This window comes from Dissulfurimicrobium sp. (genome assembly GCF_049968175.1).
Taxonomy (GTDB): Bacteria; Desulfobacterota; Dissulfuribacteria; order Dissulfuribacterales; family Sh68; genus Dissulfurimicrobium; species Dissulfurimicrobium hydrothermale.
Window position 1 is genome coordinate 1 of record NZ_JBMFRG010000005.1, and the last position, 22,305, is coordinate 22,305.

At 53.5% G+C, this 22,305-nt stretch carries 20 protein-coding genes; 12 read left to right on the forward strand and 8 right to left on the reverse strand.

What is annotated here, in order from left to right; translation table 11 throughout:
* A partial coding sequence (gene trpS / locus ACP5SG_RS01030; protein WP_428121174.1) for a tryptophan--tRNA ligase occupies positions 1-728 on the reverse strand: 728 nt, incomplete at its 3' end.
* 26 nt (positions 729-754) lie between these two features.
* A complete protein-coding gene (locus ACP5SG_RS01035; protein WP_424661232.1) occupies positions 755-1,399 on the reverse strand; it encodes a site-2 protease family protein in 645 nt (214 codons plus the stop codon).
* Between the two features lie 182 nt (positions 1,400-1,581).
* On the opposite strand from ACP5SG_RS01035, the gene ACP5SG_RS01040 reads away from it, so the two are divergent.
* Both ACP5SG_RS01040 and ACP5SG_RS01045 read left to right on the forward strand, forming a co-directional pair.
* Positions 1,582-1,800 carry a ribbon-helix-helix protein, CopG family gene (locus ACP5SG_RS01040; RefSeq protein ID WP_237888728.1) on the forward strand — a complete coding sequence of 73 codons (219 nt, stop codon included), beginning with the start codon at positions 1,582-1,584 and terminating at the stop codon, positions 1,798-1,800.
* Positions 1,790-2,020 (forward strand): type II toxin-antitoxin system RelE family toxin, encoded by a 231-nt coding sequence (locus tag ACP5SG_RS01045; RefSeq protein WP_330873297.1) that lies wholly within the window; start codon positions 1,790-1,792, stop codon positions 2,018-2,020. Before ACP5SG_RS01040 ends, ACP5SG_RS01045 begins: the two co-directional genes overlap by 11 nt.
* Positions 2,021-2,191: 171 nt before the next feature.
* Here ACP5SG_RS01045 and ACP5SG_RS01050 read toward each other — a convergent pair whose 3' ends face one another.
* Both ACP5SG_RS01050 and ACP5SG_RS01055 read right to left on the reverse strand, forming a co-directional pair.
* On the reverse strand, positions 2,192-3,154 hold the full coding sequence (locus ACP5SG_RS01050) for a hypothetical protein (protein WP_428121181.1): 963 nt from the start codon (positions 3,152-3,154) through the stop codon (positions 2,192-2,194).
* A 148-nt stretch (positions 3,155-3,302) separates the two neighbouring features.
* Entirely contained in the window at positions 3,303-3,755 is a 453-nt protein-coding gene (locus ACP5SG_RS01055) for a hypothetical protein (RefSeq protein ID WP_428121184.1), read from the reverse strand.
* A 443-nt stretch (positions 3,756-4,198) separates the two neighbouring features.
* Between ACP5SG_RS01055 and ACP5SG_RS01060 the strand changes: the two genes are divergently transcribed.
* The 7 genes from ACP5SG_RS01060 (at position 4,199) to ACP5SG_RS01090 (ending at position 11,731) form a co-directional block, all read left to right on the forward strand.
* The gene (locus ACP5SG_RS01060; RefSeq protein ID WP_428121187.1) at positions 4,199-5,659 is read left to right on the forward strand and encodes a sigma-54-dependent transcriptional regulator; all 1,461 of its coding nucleotides are present in this window, start codon (positions 4,199-4,201) and stop codon (positions 5,657-5,659) included.
* Positions 5,649-7,271, forward strand: a complete 1,623-nt coding sequence (locus ACP5SG_RS01065) for an ATP-binding protein (RefSeq protein WP_428121190.1) — start codon at positions 5,649-5,651, stop codon at positions 7,269-7,271. Before ACP5SG_RS01060 ends, ACP5SG_RS01065 begins: the two co-directional genes overlap by 11 nt.
* A 294-nt stretch (positions 7,272-7,565) precedes the next feature.
* Complete coding sequence (locus ACP5SG_RS01070) at positions 7,566-8,438, forward strand: STAS domain-containing protein (protein WP_424661859.1); 873 nt, start codon at positions 7,566-7,568, stop codon at positions 8,436-8,438.
* 6 nt (positions 8,439-8,444) lie between these two features.
* On the forward strand, positions 8,445-8,792 hold the full coding sequence (locus tag ACP5SG_RS01075) for an STAS domain-containing protein (RefSeq protein ID WP_428121194.1): 348 nt from the start codon (positions 8,445-8,447) through the stop codon (positions 8,790-8,792).
* 46 nt (positions 8,793-8,838) lie between these two features.
* A complete protein-coding gene (locus tag ACP5SG_RS01080) occupies positions 8,839-9,258 on the forward strand; it encodes an ATP-binding protein (RefSeq protein WP_237888721.1) in 420 nt (139 codons plus the stop codon).
* Complete coding sequence (locus ACP5SG_RS01085; RefSeq protein WP_237888720.1) at positions 9,246-10,388, forward strand: ATP-binding protein; 1,143 nt, start codon at positions 9,246-9,248, stop codon at positions 10,386-10,388. Before ACP5SG_RS01080 ends, ACP5SG_RS01085 begins: the two co-directional genes overlap by 13 nt.
* Entirely contained in the window at positions 10,361-11,731 is a 1,371-nt protein-coding gene (locus ACP5SG_RS01090; protein WP_428121200.1) for a sensor histidine kinase, read from the forward strand. The genes ACP5SG_RS01085 and ACP5SG_RS01090 overlap by 28 nt, the downstream gene beginning before the upstream one ends.
* Here ACP5SG_RS01090 and ACP5SG_RS01095 read toward each other — a convergent pair.
* The 3 genes from ACP5SG_RS01095 to thiC are packed head-to-tail and all read right to left on the reverse strand — an operon-like array spanning position 11,725 to position 15,873.
* Entirely contained in the window at positions 11,725-13,212 is a 1,488-nt protein-coding gene (locus ACP5SG_RS01095) for a fumarate hydratase (RefSeq protein ID WP_237888718.1), read from the reverse strand. The genes ACP5SG_RS01090 and ACP5SG_RS01095 overlap by 7 nt on opposite strands.
* The gene (gene thiD / locus ACP5SG_RS01100; protein ID WP_237888717.1) at positions 13,209-14,567 is read right to left on the reverse strand and encodes a bifunctional hydroxymethylpyrimidine kinase/phosphomethylpyrimidine kinase; all 1,359 of its coding nucleotides are present in this window, start codon (positions 14,565-14,567) and stop codon (positions 13,209-13,211) included. The genes ACP5SG_RS01095 and thiD overlap by 4 nt, the downstream gene beginning before the upstream one ends.
* Positions 14,557-15,873: a phosphomethylpyrimidine synthase ThiC gene (gene thiC / locus ACP5SG_RS01105; RefSeq protein ID WP_424661597.1), complete on the reverse strand. Its 1,317-nt coding sequence runs from the start codon at positions 15,871-15,873 to the stop codon at positions 14,557-14,559. Before thiC ends, thiD begins: the two co-directional genes overlap by 11 nt.
* Positions 15,874-15,939: 66 nt before the next feature.
* On the opposite strand from thiC, the gene mazG reads away from it, so the two are divergent.
* Genes mazG through mnmG form a run of 3 tightly spaced genes read left to right on the forward strand, consistent with a single transcriptional unit; the run spans position 15,940 to position 20,912 of the window.
* A complete protein-coding gene (mazG, locus tag ACP5SG_RS01110) occupies positions 15,940-16,767 on the forward strand; it encodes a nucleoside triphosphate pyrophosphohydrolase (RefSeq protein ID WP_424661596.1) in 828 nt (275 codons plus the stop codon).
* A gap of 5 nt (positions 16,768-16,772) precedes the next feature.
* Positions 16,773-18,965, forward strand: a complete 2,193-nt coding sequence (locus ACP5SG_RS01115; protein ID WP_428121207.1) for a DNA methyltransferase — start codon at positions 16,773-16,775, stop codon at positions 18,963-18,965.
* An 18-nt stretch (positions 18,966-18,983) separates the two neighbouring features.
* Positions 18,984-20,912, forward strand: a complete 1,929-nt coding sequence (gene mnmG / locus ACP5SG_RS01120; protein WP_237889955.1) for a tRNA uridine-5-carboxymethylaminomethyl(34) synthesis enzyme MnmG — start codon at positions 18,984-18,986, stop codon at positions 20,910-20,912.
* 111 nt (positions 20,913-21,023) lie between these two features.
* Here mnmG and ACP5SG_RS01125 read toward each other — a convergent pair whose 3' ends face one another.
* Entirely contained in the window at positions 21,024-22,172 is a 1,149-nt protein-coding gene (locus tag ACP5SG_RS01125; RefSeq protein WP_237888713.1) for a sensor histidine kinase, read from the reverse strand.
* Between the last annotated feature and the right edge of the window lie 133 nt (positions 22,173-22,305).

Here is a 22,305-nt window from a genome sequence, read left to right on the forward strand (position 1 = left end):
TGGAGATTAAAGGCCACGCAGCGCCTCTCAGGATCGCCAGGATCGTCCTTTCTCGGGCGTTCAATGTCCGTGACAATAGTCGAGATCTTTTTTCTTATGACTGCAGGCGGATCGGTAATAAAGATGGAGTTTTCATAACTCTTGCTCATCTTTCTACCATCAAGGCCAGGCAGTTTTGGAACAGCGGTCAGAAGGGCGTCAGGCTCCGGGAACACCTCTCCATAGAGATAATTGAACCTCCTCGCGATCTCCCTGGTCAATTCCACATGAGGAAGCTGATCCACCCCGACTGGGACCTTGTGTGCCTTGTATATGATTATATCCGCCGCCTGAAGAACAGGATATCCAAGGAAACCGAAGGTCGAAAGGTCCTTATCTGTCAGCTGCTCACGCTGTTCCTTATAGGTTGGATTGCGCTCAAGCCACGGGACCGGGGTGATCATGGATAGAAGGAGGTATAGCTCAGCATGTTCTTTTATATCCGACTGTAAAAAGATGGTGGATTTATCAGGATCTATGCCGACAGAGAGCCAGTCAAGGACCATCTCGCCTATATTGCCATATATGGCGCTGGGATCTTCATAGTTCGTCGTAAGAGCGTGCCAATCAGCTACAAAAAAATAACACTCATAAGTCCGCTGAAGCCTTTTCCAATTCTCAAGCACCCCGTGCAGATGCCCGATATGAAGCCTGCCCGACGGCCTCATGCCGCTAAGCACCCTTTGCATAACAGTCCTCAACTAGATATAGGTATTTAGGGTATCACGCCCAGGAACAATCTGTTCAAATAGATGATCAGCGGGACTATAATGCGCCCTGTGACCCCTGTAAAGACAAGGATAAGTATGAGAATAAAGCCGTAGCGTTCAAACTGCTCATACCAGATTGCAAGTTTAAGGGGCAAGAGCCCTATCAGCACCTTGCTCCCATCCAAAGGCGGGATAGGGATCAGATTGAATATCGCAAGCCCTATGTTTATCTGGACGCTCACATAGGCCATATACACAAGGGGCCGGGCAAAATACAGAGAAGGGCCCCATATCCCTTGCAGAAAACCAGCCGTCTCCCTTAAAAGCAAGGCGCTAAGGGCTGCAAGGATCAGGTTGGCCGCAGGCCCTGCCAGCGAGACCCAGATCATGTCTCTTCTTGGCGACTTGAAATAGCGCGGATCAACCGGCACAGGCCTTGCCCAGCCTATGGTCTGGGTCATAAAGAAGACAAGGGTCCCGACCGGATCCAGGTGGCGGATGGGGTTGAAGGTAAGACGCCCCTGCATCTTGGCCGTCGGGTCCCCAAGGCGGTATGCCACCCATCCGTGGGCCATTTCATGCACTGTTACGGCCAGGAGTATGGGTGGGACAAGTATGGCGAGTTTTTGTATGATATTACTAAGATCCATAGGCAGATAATATAATCGGAATAATCCGGAATCGCTAGGCCGTTCCAGATGAATTGGTGTTGTATTTGATGTCTAAATCAGCACCAAATAAATGGGGTGGCAACAAATAATTAACAGGCATCAGCAATTTTCTGCCATTCTCCTGTGTACAGATGTAATACATCAATGACAGGAGATGCACTATGAATACAGCAATATCTGTTAGGCTTCCCAAATATCTCGTCGATCAGCTCGACAGCATAGCCAAAGAAACTGAGAGGCCGCGCTCCTTTATTATCCAGAAAGCGCTAGAGTCATACATTGAAGATTTTGCCGATCTTCAGATCGCACTCGATCGGCTCTACGACAAGGGTGATGCTATCATTTCCGGCAAAGAACTGAGGGAGTCACTTGGCTTATAACGTTGTCTACAAGAAGTCGGTACATCGCGATCTCAAGAAGTTGTCAAAAGCTGAGGCCAGCCGCATCCTTGACCAAATAGAACAAGGGCTTACGAAGAAACCTGAATCGCATCCGGTACTCAAAGGTCAATTTGCCGGGCTACGCAAGTATCGTATTGGTGACTATAGGGTAATTTATGCCCTTGTGGGCGCAGATATTCTTGTTCTCCAAAGGGGTTAAACAAAAACCCGCCCATGGAGTTTCCCGCGAGCGGGGTGGATAGGTGATGAAATGAAAATAAAAAAAGGCGGGGTAAAACCCCGCCTTTTCAGGTTGTTGCTCGAACGATGCGCTTCTCCCCCCTCATTGAGGGGGGCACAGGGGGGAGTTCCCTCAGCGCATCCTACGTTACTATGGAAGTAGAGTGGATGAGCCTTCGCCAGCAAGCATGGTCTGGGCGGCACCGATCAGGTTTGAGTCAACATAGCTGAAGACCAGCATGTTGTTTTTATCAGTATGACCAGGGGTTCCATTATACTGAACGTCATTTGTGCACGGATCATTTCTATCTGTGCATAGGTCAGCTGCTGTTGGCAGATAAAATCTAACAAACCCATCTATGAAGTTCGTTGGAAGACCCTGAAGTTTGCTGGGGTCAATCGTATTTAGCTCAGCGTTTTTGGCGTAGAAGTTTACAGATTTTCTGTTCTCATTATTATCATAGATTACCAGAGGATAGATAGCACCCGCTGGATTGTCGGGATTGTTCCACTGACCCTTGCTCATATCACCTACCGACCAGATTTTAATGGCTGTTGTTGCCTGGTATGCCGGGTCAATCCAGTAGCGGATATCAACTCTGTTGCCTGGTGCGCTGCCATTGGCTGCACTTATTACTTCAAATGCGGTGGTGCCAGGATTTATCATATCAGTCGTCTTAAGGGGCAGTACCGGTACGTAGATGGCGTCACGGGTAGTTGAGTCAACCATGAATGCGTTGGCTGAAATCTTAGCAGCAGTACTAGTGACAGTAAAGGCGATATAGCCCTCCGTATTTGCAAGTCCGATACCTGACTCATTCTGCCAGTTAAAGAGATACATATCATTTGATGTCATGGTGAAGCAACGATTAGTTATGTGCATGCTGTTGAAGTTAAAGAAGGCCCAGCAAACTGTTTGCGGGTTGCCTGCAGTGGTACCATCTGCCAATGTAATACCTACTACTGTATTTACATTTGATCCATTGTGTATCACTAACGGCACAAGCGCACCTGCCTCATACGTACCAAGCGTTATGGCCCCCGCCTGGCTTGACCACATTGCAAGCATCAATGCTGCAACAAGACTGAGTGAGAGAGAAAAAATCTTTTTCATCCTGAAATCCTCCTTGTTTTGTTTGTTTTTGACTTGTTTGAGAAACTTTTTTGAATCTTAGACCAAAAATCGAAATCTTACAACCTGTTAAACCTGTAAACCTTCGGACCTGCCTGTATCGGCCTGCACTCCCTCTTACCACCTCCTTTCATCGCTTTTCACCGCTTTCAATCCGTTTAAGATCTTTCATGATCCCTTCAGCGTGATGATACCAGTCTCCGTCTATTACAACCCAGACGTCTTTGGCGTCTGTATTAAACACATGCGAACCCATCGCAGGTATGATATAGCCGATCTTGACGTCAACCGTCGCCCTGTCACCCTCGATCTTTGCGCCGGTGACTTCGGCGGACTTATAGATAAGCCCGGCCTTTCTCACGTATGCACTTATGGGCTGGGCCCCTGTCTTTGAGACCTCTTCGTATTGATATGCAGAGACGTAATCACCCGCTGCCACTGCAGCCCAGTAGGACCTGGCCCTTGAAAGGAGACGTTCTTCAGAGGTCTTTTGTTGAAGACCAGCGCATGCCGAGAGGCAGACCCCTATCGCCAGGAGGCAGGTAAGCAGGTAAATTCTCGTCTTTCGGGCGTCGGTCGTCATCTTTGTGTTTTTTAATGTATTCACGTCGTGTTTGTTTTACGCCTTGATCGACACTGATACTGATTAATATTATTCGGTTGTCTGAACCCTTTAGTTTAAAATCGGGGGCCTTTCAGCCTGAATAACTGTAAAACCGTAATACAGCCACAAAACTATGTCAAACAAAACACGCTGTCAATATCTTTCTGATAGACCAGCAAAAAATCATCAACAACATCCCGACCCATTTATTGCCGGCGCGATTGCTTGTTTAGTTAAGTTATTATACAGGAACCTTTGAGTTGTCAATAAAAAATTGAGCAACCAAAGGCCCTTGACGCAATCTCAGCATCTTTACTATTTTAATACCATGTTTTTTTGTGTTGTCTAGGTGTAAAATAAAATCAAATATTGGACACGGGTGCGCGGAGCGCGATATCCCGAGTTTGTTACAGCGGTGGCCGATGAAGGAATCGAAACTTGCAGCGCCGTCCCCCGGCAGGCCTGTGGTCCTCGTGGCGGACGACGACCGGAGCCTGAGGGAGTTTCTTGAGATACTCCTTCAAAAAGATGGTTATGACGTGGTCCTTGCTGCTTCGGGTGATGAGGCCCTTGGGATATTGAAAGACAGGGCCGACGTCTCGGTGGTCTTGAGCGACATCCGCATGCCTGGCATGGACGGCGTTGCGCTCCTTCGGGAGGTCAAGAAGGTGCGGCCGCAGACGCCGGTCATCCTCATCACGGCCTTCGGTTCCATGGACTCGGCCGTCTCGGCCATGAAAGAGGGCGCCCTGGACTACATTACCAAGCCCTTCCGCATAGACGAGATACGCAAGGTGATAAGGCAGGCCGTTTCGTTCAACGCAGGCAATAAGGGCGGCACTGTTTCGGGGGGCGCAGAGGCTGTGGGGGCATATCTGCCTGAAAAGGCCCCGAAGGCGGCAAGGTGTGACCGGATGCTTGCCGCAAGCCCGGCCATGCTCAAGATCTTTGAACTCATACCAAGGGTTGCATCGAGCCCGTCGAGTGTCCTCATAACCGGGGAGAGCGGCACGGGAAAGGAGCTTGTAGCCAGGGCCATCCATAACCTTGGAAACCGGGCCGGGATGCCCTTTGTGGTGGTGAATGCGAGCGGTATACCTGAGAACCTCCTTGAGAGCGAGCTCTTTGGCCATGAAAGGGGGGCGTTTACAGGGGCGCTCGCGGCAAGGCGTGGTCTCTTTGCACAGGCCGATAAGGGTACGATCTTCCTGGACGAGATAGGTGAGCTCTCAATGGCGCTTCAGGCTAAGCTCCTGCGGGTCGTGCAGGAAAAGACCTTTACGCCCCTTGGCGGCGAGCGCGAGGTCCGGGTGGATGTGAGGATCATATCCGCCACGAACAGGGACCTCGAAGAAGAGGTCATGGCAAGGCGTTTCAGGGAAGACCTGTACTTCAGGCTGAATGTCATCCATATCCACATGCCCCCCTTGAGGGAACGCCAGGAGGACATCCCCATTCTTGTGCAATATTTTCTGGACAAGTACTCCAAAGAACAGGGCAAAGAGGTACAGGGCATCTCAAGCTATGCCATGGAGGCCCTGACAGGCTACCATTTCCCTGGAAACGTGCGGGAGCTTGAAAACATCATCGAGCGCAGCGTTACGCTTGCGGCCTCGAATCTCATCCTGCCGGACAGCCTCTCCATATCGAGATTTAAAGAGGGGGGCAAAAGAGACCCTGATACAAAAGATGCTGACACCCTGCAAATCGACCCTGATATTCCTGACGAAGGGCTGGATATGGAGGCCTTTCTGGCCGGGATCGAGAGGAGGCTCCTTTTGAAGGCCATTAAGAGGGCGAACGGCGTGAAGACCGAGGCCGCGGCCCTCCTTGGCATGAATTTCCGCGCCTTCAGGTACAGGCTGGCAAAACATGGCCTCTAGCGGACAGGCCCCGATTGAACCGCGCTGGTTTTACTGGCTCATTGCTGTAAGGGTGCTCCTGATCGTCTTTGCCGCCCTGATAGGCTATTTCATGCCTGGGCAGTTCGCCGGAGGGCAGGGTCGTCTCTGGGGGGTCATGCTGACAGGCGCGGCCCTTTTCCTTACCCTCTTTTATAACCTCTGGTACAGGGCTGGCAGGGGCGGAAAGTGGCTCTTCAAGGCCCAGATCGCGTTGGACGCCCTGATGGTGGGGCTTGCCATATTCTTGACGGGCCGGACCTCAAGCCCGTTCACCTTTCTCTATCCGCTGGTCATAGTCTCGGCCTGCCTAGTCGAGGGCAGGGTCGGAGGGACCATGGCTGCCCTCTTGAGCACCGTCTTTTACGCCATGGCATCCCTGTGGGGTGTCAGCGGGGAAAGGGATATTATTGACGCCGCACTTACCTTTTTTATCCACATGGCGGCCTTCAATCTTACGGCGTTTCTAGGGATACTCCTTGTCCAGCGCCTGATGCGCGCCGAGGCCAGGCTTTCAAGGGCGGTTGTTGACCTGAAGAGGATAGAAGAGGTCCACCGCCACCTGGCCGACAGCCTGAGCTTGGGCCTTATAGTTGTAGATGAAAACGGGTTTGTGCTTACCGTCAACCGCTCAGCCGTGCAGATACTCGGTAAAGACGTGCAGGACCGTCTCGGCGCGCCGCTTTCGGAGGTCTGGCCTGAGGGCGCGAAGAGGCTTTTCGACGACAAGGGCGCGGCTGTGAGGGGCGGGAGGCTTGAACTCGGGCACAAAGGGCCTGACGGCCAGGCGAAGATAGTGGGTATGTCGCCTTTCCCTCTCCTGGGTGACGGTGGGAGGCTGTTGGGCTTTGGCCTCATATTTCAGGACATCACAGGTGAAAAGGCCAGGGAAGAGGCGCTGAGGCGTATGGATCGCCTCGCCGCACTGGGCGGGATGGCGGCAGGGCTTGCGCACGAGATCCGGAACCCGCTTGCATCTCTTTCCGGGGCGGTGGAATTTTTAAGGGAACAGGGCCTTGTGCACCCGGACGGCGAACGGCTCTTTGACATAATAGCAAGGGAGGCGGAGCGGCTGAACGGACTTACCAGGTCATTTCTGCTCTATGCAAGGCCCGAGGGCAGGGAGAGCGCCAGTATAAATGTGCGGCGGGAGTTTGAATCGAGCCTCGCCCTGATAGGGCAGAGCCGGGCAGCGCCAGGGATCAAGGGGTCAAAAAACCCGGGGGTTGAGATTGAGATCGACATCCCGGATGACCTCGTGATGGATATTGATCCAGGTCAGTTCAGGCAGGTCATACTCAATATCATCTTGAACGCACATCAGGCTATACAGGGCAAGGGAGGCAGGATCAAGGTCAAGGCCATGGAGGAGGACGGCGTTGTCATGATAACCATCGAAGACAATGGCTGCGGTATTAAAAAGGATGACCTCATCCGGATATTCGACCCGTTTTTCACCACAAGGCCGGACGGAACAGGCCTCGGGCTTGCGATAGTCCACAGGCTCGTTCAGGGATGGGGCGGAGAGATAGGTGTTCAATCGGAAGAGGGCAAGGGGGCGAGATTCACCCTGTGCATACCAAAAAAGGCATGATAAGATAAAAATTATGCTATAATTTAAAATGTTGGAGGCGATATTATGCTTACTATTCATAAAAAAATTATAAAGGGCAGGCCTGCCGGGGTAATTATTTCATGGAAGGATTATAGAAATGGAAGAATTGTTGGGGTTGGATCTGGATAACGAGGTGACAGAAGACCTTAGACAGGCAAAAATGGATAGAGACAAGGGTAAAAAAGAGGCCTACATAGAACTTGATTCTCTATGAGATATAAACATATAGGCCCTAGAGGGGATGTATATAAAACTTAAAGGAGGCGTGCTGCAATGGATATAACCGATTACAAGGCCGATGAGGGCTTCATGTTCGAGATCATAAACGCCGTCCCGTCCGGTATATTCGTTACAGACCTTGAGCACAATATCCAGATCATCAACAAGGGCGCGGCAGCCATGGTGGGGCGTACGCCAGGGGACTGTTTTGACCGCAAGTGCAGCGAGATATTTGATACCCCCATGTGCGGCACGGACAAGTGCGCCTGCCTTGTCGCAACGGTCACAGATGATGTCTGTCACGGCCAGACGGTGCTCCGCCATGACGGAAAAGAGATCCCCATAGAATATGCGGCCAGGCCTTTAAAAAACCACGAAGGCAAGGTGGTGGGCTGTGTCGAGCACTTCATCGATATCTCGGACCGCCTGGAAAAGGAACACCTGATCCAGCGGCAGCAGGAGGAGATTATAAAGAAGCGCGAGGAAGACATCCGCCACCTACAGGATGAGATACTCGAGCTTTCCACGCCGGTGATAGAACTCTGGGAAGGTGTACTGGCCCTGCCGCTTATCGGGACACTAGATAGCCACAGGGCGCGTCTCGCCATGGAGCGTCTCCTGGAGGTCATCGAGCGCACAAGGTCCCCATTTGTCATCATTGATATAACAGGGGTGCCGACCGTGGATACGGAGGTTGCGAACCGGCTCCTGCAGACGGTGGACGCCGTGCGCCTGATGGGCAGTGAGGCCATACTTACAGGCATCTCCCCGCACATAGCCCTTACCATGGCGCACCTTGGCGTGAATATGTCCAACATTACGGTACGTAGCCGTATGAGCGACGCCCTTCATCTGGCCATAGTTGAGATACAAAAGAAGATGAGCTCCATAGACCTGGTCACCAATGGAAAGCTTGGGCGGGGTTAGCACGCAATGGAGCCGTTTTCAATCTTTTCGCTGGGTGACTGCCTTCTGGTTTCGGTCCAGGAGGAGATTGACGACCGGAGTATAAAGTCCCTTACCGGGCTCCTTGGCGAACGTGTGGCTGAAAAAAATGCAAGGGCTGTGATAATCGATCTCCATGACGTCGAGATAGTTGATACCTTTCTTGCCGAACACCTGGCAGGGCTTGTCTCGTTCCTCAGTCTTCTTAGGGCAAAGGTCATGGTGGCCGGGCTTCAGGCGCCGGTGATCCTCGCCCTTATCGACTTTGATATCAGGTTGAAAGGGGTGGGATTTGCACTTGATGTCGAACAGGCGCTTGCAAAACTGAACAGGTGACGGCGGCATATGCTTAGGTCCTTTCCATATTTAGTATAGTCTGCTGATGTTCGGGCTGGATATAGAGAAAGAGACCTGCGCCGTGGTTGATCATGCCCATGGGCTGAGCCTGATCCGGGCGGAGGCGAGGGGGTTTTTCAAGATATTGGGCATAAGGGAACCGGTGCGGACGGAGATATTTACCATTATAAACGAGCTTGGGCAGAATATCCTGAGACATGCTGGAGGCGGCGGCGAGATATGCCTGAGCGTTCTGAAAACGGGCAAAAGGACCGGCATTAGGATTGTAGCTAGGGATTCGGGCCCAGGGATAATTGACCTCGAAAAGGCCCTTGAACCGGGTTTTTCAGAGGACAAGGGCCTTGGTCTCGGGATGTCCGCCATCGGCAACCTCTCTGACGACGTCCGCATCTCGACACTGCTTCCGCACGGTACACAGGTGGAGGTCATAAAGTGGATCATCTGAAGACGCCGCCTGTATGGGCTGAAATCAGGATAACAGGGCCTGAAGATGTGGTCATCGCAAGGCAGCTTGCGGCCGTGGCTGCGGATCGGTTGTCTTTCTCTGGGGCAAGGATAAAAGAGGCTGTGCTTGTGGCGAGCGAACTTGCGCAAAATCATCTTGAACACCATACCAGAAACGGCCTGATCCGCATAAGCGGCCTGGTCCTTAACAGTACCCCGCAACTTGGCATAGCAAGCCTTGACGAAGGCCCTGGGATCCAGGATGTAAAGGAGGCCATGAAGGATGGTTTCAGCACATCAGGCGGGCTCGGGGTCGGGCTTGGGACGGTAAGGCGCCTTTCTGACAGGTTTTACATCTGCTCGACGATGGTCGGGACCTCTCCATGTCCTGACCTCGGTGTTGATTTTCGTTTCGGTACGGTGGCGATTGCGGTTCTCTTTGACCATGCGACCAAGACCTGCCTGGATGTCTGCCCGCTGAATGAAGAGACCAATGACTTTGCAGGGTCGCAGATACAAAAAATAGACGAGGTCGATGTCTCGGCACTGATCCGTCCTTATCCAGGCGAGACATATTCTGGTGACGCATTTTACTGCCAGGACGACGGCTGTTTCTGCCGCATGGCGCTTATCGATGCGACGGGGCATGGGATATCCGCTGCCAGGACGGCTCAGACGGTCATAGACGTCCTGGCAGCGCTTCCGTTGAATATTGGGCTGGATAGGGTCCTTGAGGCTGCCGGCGAGGCCCTTGCTGGCTCAGACGGGGCGTCTGTCCACGTCCTGGTGCTTGACCGAGGTCTTTCAAAGGTTGCTGCTGCGGGCATAGGCAATGTGAATTGCACATTATATCTGGACGGCATAAGGCGCGGGCTGACATCAAGACCGGGCGTGCTCGGAAACGGCCGTTTGGCTCGAAAGGGATTTGAGATATACAATTTCAGTTCACAGGTACTTTGCTTCATGCATTCGGACGGGGTCAGGCCCATGCCGGATCTCCCTCCGGAGATTGCGCTCAAGCCCATCCCGTCCGGCATATGGGCGCATCTTTTTTTCAATCCCGAATCATCCTCTGAGGATGACGCATCGCTGGCGGTATGGAAGTGGCGACGAACAAAGACAAAGACATAGACAAGATAGACAAGAGGCTCCATGTCCTTACGCTCGTCGTGAAGAGACAGGACGATATCCCAAAGGTTCGCATGAAGGCCAAATTGCTTTGCCGGATGTGTGGTCTGGACCGGGTGGCGACAGCACAGGTCGGGACGTCAGCGTCGGAGATGGCCCGCCTCATCGTTAGGATGTCGGGTGGAGGGATCGTTACTTTTAGGATCGTCTGTTGCAAGATCGGACCCCCTATAGGCCAGGACCAGGGTGGGATAGAGCTTTTTTTCGAGGGGAAAAGGGCTTGCGATCCATCGGCCTTCAGCGACGGGACGTGTCCGCTTGACATAGAAGATCTGGGCAAGCTGCGCGCCGTCTCCGGCCTCAAGCGCGTTCTTGATTATGTGGAGATCCAATCAGGCGTCCATGGGGCGCCGCTCAAGGTCAAGGCGATAAAATGGGGGATAAGACGGCCGTGGGAGGAGATAAGTCAGAAAGAGGTCTCCCTCAGAAATGAACTTTTCAGAGACACTGAGGAGTCTTATATTGAGAACCTGAGGCTCAAACATGAAGAGGTCTTGAGGCTTCTTGAACAGACCACCGTTCAAAACAGGGAGTTGGATAGGATGAATTCGGAGCTCCTGCAGCTCGGCCAGGACCTTGAAATAATGGCCAGGGAACACGCCACCATCCAGATGGCCCTGAGGATAGCCGACCGGATACGTAATCCTGTGACGGTGATCGGCGGCCTCATAAGGGCGATACTTAAAAAAGATCCGGCTGTCGGGCAGGAGACCAGGCGCAGGCTCGAGGTTATTCGACAGGGTGTTGTTGAGCTCGAGGAATTTGTAAAGAGTTTTGAGGAGCTGGCCGAGAAAGAAGTGAGGTCTTTTGCCAGGGAGGATTTAAAGGGGATTGTGAACGAGGTGTTGAATACCTGGCGGCCGAGTCTTTTGAAGAAGGGCGTAACCCTTATGGCGGACATGCCAGAAGACCGCATAGAGATCATGGCCAACAGGAGGGTTTTGAAGACCGCCCTTTTTCACATATTGAGAAACGCCCTTGAGGCGTCGCCTGGCGGTGGGGTTGTCCGTGTGGCAATCACGCGACAGAAGGGTAAGCCCGCGGTAGTAATCTCAGACCAGGGCCCAGGGATACCGCCTGACGTGCAGAAGAGGCTCTTTGCCGCCCCTGTTACCACCAAGCCTAGAGGTACAGGCCTAGGGCTTTTTCTGGTAAAGGAGATATTGGAAGAACATCAGGGTGATATCGAGATAGAGAGCGTTCAGGGCAAGGGGACTACGGTGACCTGCCGCTTCCCTATCAGATGGAGGGAAGACACGGGATGGAGGTCGACGGTCGCTCAGTGAGAGGGCATGTAGGTTTTGTTTCGTCGTCTCGCTGTCTCTTCGTAGAGATCAGCGCCTGTTGCATCGTTTATTACGACGGCTGGGAGGTCTCTTACCTGGAGACGGTACATGGCCTCAGGGCCGAGCTCAGGAAAGGCCGCGAGTTCGCATCTGGTTATGCAGTGTGAAAGATAGGCCCCTGCCCCGCCTATCGTGGCGAGATAGATCGCACCATGGCGTTTCATGGCCTCACGCACCTCCAGGGAGCGGCGGCCCTTGCCGATCGTGGCGACGATCCCCTCCTCCAGAAGCCTTGGCATATAGGCGTCCATGCGGTAGCTGGTGGTTGGGCCTGCCGAGCCTATAACCCTTCCAGGTCTGGCCGGAGACGGCCCGGTATAGTAGATAGTCTGGCCTTTGAGATCCACAGGCAGGGGTTGGCCCTGATCCAGGAGTTTGACAAGGCGCCTGTGGGTCTGATCGCGGCCAGTATAGAGCAGACCATTCAAAAGGACCCAGTCACCCGCCCTTAGACCGGAGAGTATCTCCTTCCGGGCTGGGAGTTCAATGCTTATGACCTTGTCTTGACTAAAGGGCGCATATCTGCATTCTACATCCGTTTGGTCGGCGGTGGGGCTGACATCCGTCCCCACGGTCCATCGGCCGTCATGCCAGACGGCCTTCGCATGTCTAGCCGCATGGCACTGGATGTTTACGGCCACGGGCAGGCTTGCAATGTGGCACGGACAGGCCTCGATCGCCACGCCAAGGGTGGTTATATGCCCGCCAAGCCCTTGCGGGCCAATCCCCAAGCGGTTTATCTCGTCCAGGAGTCTGGCTTCAAGCCTTGCAAGCTCGTCCCTCGGGCTGGGTGTCCCTATGGGTCTCAAAAGGGCCTTTTTGGAAAGGATAGCGGCACGTTCCATGGTCCCCCCGATCCCGATGCCAATCACCCCAGGCGGGCATGGATTCGGGCCTGCCTTTAAGACAGTGTCCACAACTGCCTTCACTATGCCGTCAACGCCGGTTGAAGGCGGCAGCATGAAGAGGGCGCTCATGTTTTCGCTCCCGCAGCCCTTTGGCAGGCACTCTATAACGAGGTCATCCCGGTCTGTAAGTTCAACGTGGATTACAGCCGGGGTGTTGTCGCCCGTATTCTTGCGTGTTATCGGGTCACAGACAGAACATCTCAGATATCCCTTGCGTGTGCCTGACGCCACCCCCTGGTTTATCGCATGGATGAGGCCGCCGTCGATCGAGATAGACCTTCCTATCTCAACGAAGAGTACGTTGATCCCTGTATCCTGGCAGATGGGGAGGTGGTCCCGCCTCGCAATGCGGCTGTTTTCAAGGATCATATTAAGGATGAGTCTGCCCGTAGGCGATGATTCCCTTGCAAGGGCCTGAGATAGCACGGCCAAGACGTCCTCGGGGAGGTAGAAATTTGCGAGCTGCACCAGCTCCTCTGCAACTTCCGTTATCTCTTTTGCGGGTATCTTCATAAAGCGATTGATGCTATTTTGAGGGCCTTTTCGACCACTCCGGCAGGGTCCTTCCCAAGGAGCCGGATCATGGGTTCCTTGCCCGCTGCGCCCCGGTCGAATATCAGATCAGGCACCCGGCCTGCCCTCTCTATGGCCGTTCTTACCCCCCAGGAGAGGGTCGAACCCTCTCTTACGCGCATGTCTTCCGGCTCTTCATCCCTTGAAAATTCTTGAACCGCAAGCCCAAGTCCGGCAGCCTTTTTAATATAATCCTCGTCGAAGCGGATATTCATGGCCGATCTGAATGCCGGATCAAAACCCATGGCGGTCAGTATTATGCGGGCGACATGGCTCGATGCCCCGAATTCAGGACATGAGACCACCTTGACACCGTTCTTGAAACCTATGATGCGCCCCGGAAACGCAGCCACATCCATGATGGAATCAGGCCAAGGGAGGCTATAGCCGATATTTATTTGCACCTCAGGCGCAAGCGCCCTGCATGGAATAGAAGAGAGGCGACTTGCAGCCTCTTCGAGACATTTGATGACATCAAACCTCTCAAGTTTGTTTTCAAGTGGGGCGATGGGGTTGGTGGGCCCGATACCGCGGCCTATTTTAAACGCCCCCCTGATTGCCGTTGTCACAAAGGCCTTGGCCTTTCCGGCGGCCTCAATCACGTTGCAGCCCTTGGCAAGGAATACAGCGAGCGCGGATGCGAATGTGCAGCCGGTACCGTGTGTGTGCGTGGTATGGATGCGGTCGTGCGGCAATTCAGTTACACCGTTTGGGGTTGCAACCACATCCAGCGCCATGCCGTCTTCAAGGTGACCGCCCTTCAAGACCACCGCGCCACCTTTTTTGACCAGATGCAGGAGGTCAAGCGCCGCCCTGGACATGGCTCCGGCATCCGGTATCCGTCTATCGAGCAGGGTCTCTGCTTCAGGGATATTCGGCGTTACGACATCAGCAAGGGGCAAGAGGCGGTCTTTCAGGGCGAAGACCGCACCCTTTTCAAGGAGGGCCGCACCGCCCTTTGCAGTCATCACAGGGTCAACAACCAGCATTGCATCCCTTGCTAATGACGAGACAGTGCGGGAGACGGCCTCTACAGTCTCCGGGTTGGCGAGCATCCCGGTCTTTATGGCGTCGGGCCTTATGTCTTCGAGTACCGCCTCGACCTGTCTTGCAACAAGGTCTGCATCTATGGGCACAACGTCCTTTACACCAAGGGTGTTTTGGACGGTCAGGGCCGTGATCACCGCTGCGCCGTATGCGTCCAAGGCCGTAAAGACCTTTATGTCCTGTTGGATGCCGGCCCCGCCGCTCGGATCAGAGCCTGCTATCGAGAGCAGGCGTTTTTTAGACCGCATCGCCCCCCTTTTTGTCACACCTTGAGATAGCCCGCCTGAATGTCTTTATGGCGCAGTACTCACCGCACATGGTACAGGTCGGACCCTTGTTGTAGGCCCTGCCTTCTTCCCAGTAGAGTCTGGCCTTGATCGGATCTATGGAGAGATCGATTTGTCTCTGCCAGTCAAGCCTCTGACGCGCCTCGGCCATCTCTCTATCTTTTTCAGTTGCCCCTGGCACCCCCTTTACGATATCCGCAGCATGGGCTGCAATCCGTGAGGCTATAACCCCTTCTTTGACATCGTCCAGGGAGGGGAGCTTCAGGTGCTCAGCTGGGGTGACATAGCATAAAAAGTCTGCGCCAGAGGCGGCGGCGATCGCCCCACCTATGGCACTTGTGATGTGGTCGTATCCAGGGGCGATGTCCGTCACCAGGGGGCCTAGGACATAGAATGGCGCCCCGTGACAGAGCCGCTTTTGAATAAGCATGTTTGCAGGGATCTGATCCATGGGCATGTGGCCTGGCCCCTCGATCATCACCTGTACGCCTTTTTCCCAGGCCCGCAGTGTGAGCTCGCCGAGGATGATGAGTTCGTGTATTTGTGCGCCATCGGATGCATCTGCGATGCAGCCCGGCCTCAAGGCGTCACCCAGGCTCAATGTGACCTCATGTTCCCTTGCTATGGCCAGGATGTCGTCGAAACGTTCGTAGAGCGGGTTTTCCTTCTTGTTGTGGACCATCCATTCGAAGACGAATGACCCGCCTCGGCTTACGATACCCATGGTGCGCCTGTCGGACTTGAGCCGGTCAAGCGCCCCCAAGGTGAGGCCGCAGTGGATGGTCATGAAGTCCACGCCTTCTATGGCCTGTTCTTCTATGACGCGCAGGATGTCGTCAGGTTCCATTTCGCGGATGGCACGCTTGTGGACCTCGACCGTCTCGACCGCCGCCTGATATATAGGTACGGTGCCGAGCGGCACGGGGCACGCCTCTCTTATGGCCTGCCTTATTTCCTTTATTGGGCCGCCGGTGGACAGATCCATGACCGCATGCGCCCCTGCCTCGAGCGAGACCTTGAGTTTTTCAAGTTCAGTATCGATGTCTGGATGATCTTTGGATGTGCCGATGTTGGCGTTTATCTTTGTCGAAAGGCCCCTACCGATAGCCGCTGGGCGCTTAAGGTTCGCGTGGCGGTTGTGTGGGATCACTGCAACGCCTGAGCCGACATCGCGGGCGAGATCTCTCGGATCGACCCGTTCATCTCTGGCGCATTGATCTATGAGTGGTAAGATGACGCCTGATTTTGCCTTGTCTTTTATAGTCATAAAATAACGTTATCATGGGCGGCCAGGCTTTTCAAGATGATTAAGGCGGGTTATTAAACAAGGGCTATGACGAATAAAGAGATCGGAACAGAAGGGGAGGGTTTTTTTAAGATCAAGGGGATCGTCAAGAGGCTCCGTGCGCCTGACGGCTGTCCGTGGGACAGGGAGCAGACCCCGCGGTCCGTGTGCAAATATATCCTTGAAGAGGCCTATGAGCTTGTTGAGGCCGTTGAAGACGGCGATGCCGAGGCGGTCAGGGAAGAGCTGGGAGACCTCTTTTTCATCCTCATTTTTGTGGCGGAGATGTATGAGGAGAAGGGGTGCTTCGGCATAAAAGACGCCATGGATTCCGTGTCGGTAAAAATGATAAGGAGACACCCGCACATATTCGGGGATGTCAAGGTAAAGGGGACCCAGGATGTCATTGACAACTGGCAGGTCATAAAGGCCGAGGAATCCAGACAAAAAGGCGGGACCGAGAGTGCGCTTGGAGGGCTTCCAAAGGTCCTTCCGGCGCTTCAGAAGGCGTTTCGAGTGGGCGAGAGGGCGTCAAGGATCGGTTTTGACTGGAAGGGGGTCGAAGATATCTGGAAAAAAATAGAGGAAGAGGAGACGGAACTCAAGGAAGCCATCGGCTCAGGAACGCATGAAAATATAAAGGATGAGCTGGGAGACCTTCTGTTTGCCGTCGCGAACATGGCGAGACTCCTTGAGATAAACCCGGAAGAGGCGTTAAGCGAAACAGTGGATCGCTTTATAAGACGTTTTAAGACCATGGAGGAGCTGGCAAGGATTAACGGAATAAAATTTTCCGGTCTGCCGCAGAACGAATTTGACAGGCTGTGGGAAGATGCGAAAAGGCTTGTTGATCCAGAAAAAACAGGATTAAGATAAATACCATGGCTCAACTGACCGAACAGGAAAAACAGGAGATTGTCCGCTTTATCGAGGCGGGCAGCCCCCTGCCGGACAAGTTTCGTTTCCTGCTGTTCGAGGATAGGCGCGAGGTCGAGCTGGTCTGGAACGGCAAGACCGGCGAGGTCTGCAACGTGGTGCTGCCCTTTCAGGTGATCGAGCAGGTGGACGAGCCGCGGGCGGAAAAGCCCGCCTCCCTGCAACTCGGGCTTTTCGATATGGACAACCGGGGCGGCCAGCTCAAGGGTTGGACCAACAAGCTGATCTGGGGTGACAACAAGCTCATCCTCTCTTCCCTTAAAAACGGCCCCCTGCGCGAGGAGATCGAAAAGCAGGGCGGTCTCAAGCTGATCTACATTGACCCGCCCTTTGACTTGGGCGCGGATTTCTCAATGGACATCGAGATCGGCGGCGACACCTTCACCAAGAAGCCCAACATCCTAGAAGAGATCGCCTACCGCGACACCTGGGGCAAGGGCGCGGATTCCTTCATCGCCATGATCTACGAGCGGCTCATCCTCATGCGCGATCTGCTGGCGGATGATGGGAGTATTTATGTCCATTGCGACTGGAGGGTGCATCACTATCTTCGTGGAGTGTTGGATGAAGTTTTTGCGTCAGACTGTTTTTTAAACGAAGTCATATGGTCTTACTTCTCATTTAAGCGTAAAACGGCCAAAAAGTTTCCTCAGAAACATGATGACATAATCTCATATCGTAAGACGAGAGACCGTTTCATTTGGCATACCCAATTTCGGCCTCATAGCGAAGAATATTTGAAGCGTTGGAAGACTGACACGGATGGACGTAAATACAGAGATGATGTCAATCCGACGGGCGGTGGTACTCGAATCATCTATTTGGACGAAGTAGAAGGCGACATTGTTGATTCGGTATGGGATGACATCCCGCCCGTCAATCCTCAAGCCAATGAGCGCGTTGATTATCCCACCCAAAAACCCGAAGCCCTGCTCGAACGCATCATCAAAGCCTCATCCAACGAAGGCGATCTCATAGCCGATTTCTTCTGCGGTTCGGGGACGATGGCGGCCGTGGCGGAGAAGCTGGGTCGCAAGTGGATCGTCAGCGACCTAGGCAAGTTCGCCATTCACACCACGCGCAAGCGGATGATCGGTGTCCAGCGCCAGCTCAAGAAAGAAGGCAAGGACTACCGCGCCTTCGAAATCCTCAACCTGGGCAAGTACGAGCGCCAGCACTACATCGGAGTCAACCCCAACCTGCGTGAGGCGGAAAAACAAAAACAACTGGAGGAGAAGGAGGCCGCCTTCGTTGACCTGATCCTGCGCGCTTACCGCGCCGAGAAGACTGATGGCTTCCAGACATTCCACGGCAAGAAGGCCGGGCGGCTGGTATCAGTGGGGCCGGTCAACCTGCCTGTTACGCGACTGTTTGTGGAGGAGATCATTCTGGAATGCCGCAAGAAGCACATAAGCCGCGTGGACATCCTGGGCTTTGAGTTCGAGATGGGCCTGTTTCCCAACGTGCTGGACGAAGCCCGCGCCAAGGGCATCGACATCGCGCCCAAATACATCCCGGCTGAATTGTTCGACCGGCAGGTGGAGTTGGAAGACCCTAATACCTTGCGCAATCTCTCGGAACTGGCCGCTACCAAGACCCTGATCGAAACCTTCAAGAAGGCGATCAATGCGCTGACCGTTCGGGACAAGGGCGACGCCGGGATTCGCGACACGATAAAACTCAGGCAGACGCGTCCCTTCGTGGTTAAAGATCAGGGCTACCTTATCTCGAAGAAGAGCATCTTCAACCGCATTATTGGCGACAGCCATTTTGAACTGCTTTTCGCCCGCTTCCTGGAAGACTGCGACGACGTGGTCTCCTACGCCAAAAATTATCTGGCAGTGAATTTCAATCTGGACTATGTGAATGCAGATGGCGACATCTCCAACTACTACCCGGATTTTATGGTCAAGCTGTCCGACAGGAGAATTGTCATTGTCGAAACGAAAGGGCAGGAAGACTTGGATGTGCCGCTGAAGATGGAACGGCTTAGGCAGTGGTGCGAGGACATCAACAGGGTGCAGTCGAATGTGACCTATGACTTTGTTTACATAGACGAAGAAAGCTTTGAGAAATACAAACCCACCTCATTCAGACATCTGGTTGAGGGCTTCAGGGAATATAAACACCAAATCTAGCACAAAAGATAAAACGGTATATCTGTGTCAATTCATCCCAAAAAATATGGCGTAATAGTTATCGGTGCAGGGCACGCAGGCTGCGAGGCCGCACTTGCGAGCGCGAGGCTTGGGGTTGAGACCCTGCTTCTGACTATAAACCTGGATACCATAGCCGCGATGAGCTGCAATCCGGCGGTCGGCGGGCTTGCCAAGGGGCATCTGGTCCGTGAGATAGACGCCCTTGGTGGTGAAATGGCCCGAAATATCGATGAAACTGGCATCCAATTCAGGAGGCTCAATACCTCGAAGGGGCCTGCCGTAAGGGCCACAAGGGCCCAGGCCGACATGCTCCGCTATCGTCTCAGGATGAAGTCTGTGATCGAATCCCAAAAAAATCTTTACATCTACCAGGCCATGGCAGGACACATACTCGTGCACGACAACAGGGTCAAGGGTGTGGTCACTACGATAGGCGAGGAGATATACTCAAGGGTCGTAATCGTCACCACCGGTACGTTCTTGAACGGTCTCATACACATCGGCCTTGAGCATTTCCCGGCCGGCAGGCTTGGGGACCCGCCGTCGAACAGGCTCGGTAGGTCCTTGAGGGGGCTGGGTTTCAAGATGGGAAGGTTGAAGACTGGCACTACGCCGAGGCTCCATAGGGATACGATAGATTTTGAATGTCTTGAGATCCAGGAGGGTGATCCGAAACCATATCCTTTTTCTTCTGTTACAAAAGAGATACCTCTGCCCCAGAGACCATGTTACATCACTTATACGAATGAAAAGACCCATGAAATTATCCGCTCGGCCCGTGACCGCTCTCCGCTTTTTACAGGCGTTATCGAGGGCGTCGGAGCCAGGTACTGCCCATCCATCGAGGACAAGGTTTTCCGTTTTCCTGATCGCACGAGGCACCAGATATTCCTTGAACCACAGGGGCTTGATACCGTCGAGATATATCCGAACGGCATACCAACGAGCCTCCCGATAGATGTCCAGTCCAAGATGGTGAGGAGTATAAGGGGGCTTGAAAAGGCCATGATCCTGCGCCCGGGTTATGCAATCGAATATGACTATGCAGACCCTGTCCAGCTCAAACCGACACTTGAGACACACCTTGTCAAAGGGCTCTATTTTGCAGGCCAGATAAACGGGACGTCAGGATATGAGGAGGCGGCGGCCCAGGGCCTCATTGCAGGGATCAATGCGGCAAGGGCGATCAAGGACGAGGGGCCTGTGGTCATCGGCCGTTCCCAGGGCTATATAGGCGTCATGATAGACGATTTGATCACGAAAGGCACAAACGAGCCTTACAGGATGTTCACATCAAGGGCTGAATTCAGATTGCTTCTCAGGGAAGACAATGCGGATCTGCGCCTTTCAAGATTGGGTAGGGCGATAGCGCTCCTTGATGACGACAGATGGGCCTCTTACAAGGCGAAAGAAAAGGCCTTGGGCAGCGCAATGGCCCTTTTAAGGGAAATAAGGCTCAGGCCTGGTCCGGAAGTGAATTCATGGCTTCGATCCATTGGATCGAGCCCGATCGGTCAGCCCATGACGCTTGAGGAGCTTTTGAGAAGGCCTGAGATAGGCATCGATGACATTGCGGATTATCTGCCTGCCGTAAGAGGTATCCCAGGGGAGGTTGCATCGCTTGTGGAGGTCGAGGCGAAATACTCAGGCTATGTGGCGAGACAGGAGGTCGAGGCGACAAGGGCTTCAAGATGGGAGTCCGTCGAACTTCCGGCCTTAATCGATTATTCCAGGATACCTGGGCTTTCGACAGAGATAAGGGAAAAGCTCATGAAGCAACGGCCCGGCACCCTCGGAATGGCCTCGCGGATCCCGGGCATGACCCCTGCCGCCATTACGGCGTTAAGGGTTTATCTAAGAAAATGTGGGGCGGATCCCTTGCAACAACAGTACGCAGTGGGCCGGACGGCGTCTGCGTCTATCTAGAGTTTTCCTTGACCGTTTTTGCGTATTCTGGATCCCTGGAGGGCATCCCTGACCCAGGGGTGTGGAGGAGAACAAACGCCAAACAAACGGAGAGCTACACATCTATACAGGTCACAGCTGGTCTTGCCTTGCACAGGCGGCAGCGAGTTTCAATTCAAAAGAGGTACCGGTTTGCCCGCTTTTTTTAAGGGTAAGCGTAGCCCCGATACGTTCGGCGAGATCTTTTGCAAGGAAGAGCCCGAGGCCCAGACCGCCTTGCCTTGTTCCGGTAAATGGTTCGAACAGACTTTGGCTTATCTGCGCAGGGATGCCACACCCATCGTCTTCAATCGAGATCACTATCCAGTCGTTTTGGAGGGCGGCCCTCAATGCTACCATACCGGCCCCGACCTCCGGCGCCAGGGCGTTTTGTCCGACAAGAAAGAGTATGTCCGAAAGGATCGCCGGATCTGTGAAGGCCTTGATTCCATGAGGGCAATCCACTGAGATGGCGGCCGTCTCGGTCTCGTTTTCAAGCCTTGCCTTTACCAGCTCCAGCGTCAGGCATATCTCGGTCAAAATCGGTTGTGCGGTGTTGCCGGCGTAAAACATTGTTATTTCGTTTACCTGTCTGGCAAGTGACTCGGCCTCCATGTAAAGGCCGTTGGCTTTTTTTTGGAGGTCTGGGCGGTCGTCGAGCTCCCTCGCTAGCATTTGAGCAGAGCCAGCGAGTACTGAAAGGGGTGTCTTGATCTGGTGTGCCATCCTGGCGCTCATCTTGCCGAGAAGGGCCAGCTTTTCCTGTCCTTTTAACCTATTGGCAGCCATAAAGGTCTCGGTTACATCCTGTATAAGAAAGATCTTGCAGTCGTTTCTCTGGAGGATCTTTGTAAACTGGAGGACCTTATTTGAAATCCGTCGGCTGACCGGTTCGTTTCCAGATATATCGTTGAGGAGACGGTGCAGCCCATCGTCTCCGTATTCAACGGATGGCAGGAGGTTTGAGCCGATTTTGTTTATTTTTTTTGTCTTTCTGCCCCTCCCGTCGCCGCGGATCTCAACAAGACCGACCCCGAGGGCGTCGGCCACGGCTAGGAGCCTTTCCGTTGCGTCTTTCGCCTCCTTGGACTTTTCCGTCGCCAGGGTTAATAATAGATCGACCGGTGTCTTTCTGTCCCCCAGGGCGAGATGACACCTGCGCCAATGCACAAAAAAGGCGATGGATGTCAGGAGCCAGCAGACAAGTATTACACTTATGGAGAATAGACACGTATCGGCCAAAGCGGTTTCCCTCTGTCCTGCCCTGCCGGCGCCAGGAGATCTTTGTCTGTGGCATCCGGATTGCTTTATTCTATCATAGATATAGATTCTAATTTAAGATGCCGATGTACGCAAAGATAGGGTTAAGGTCAAG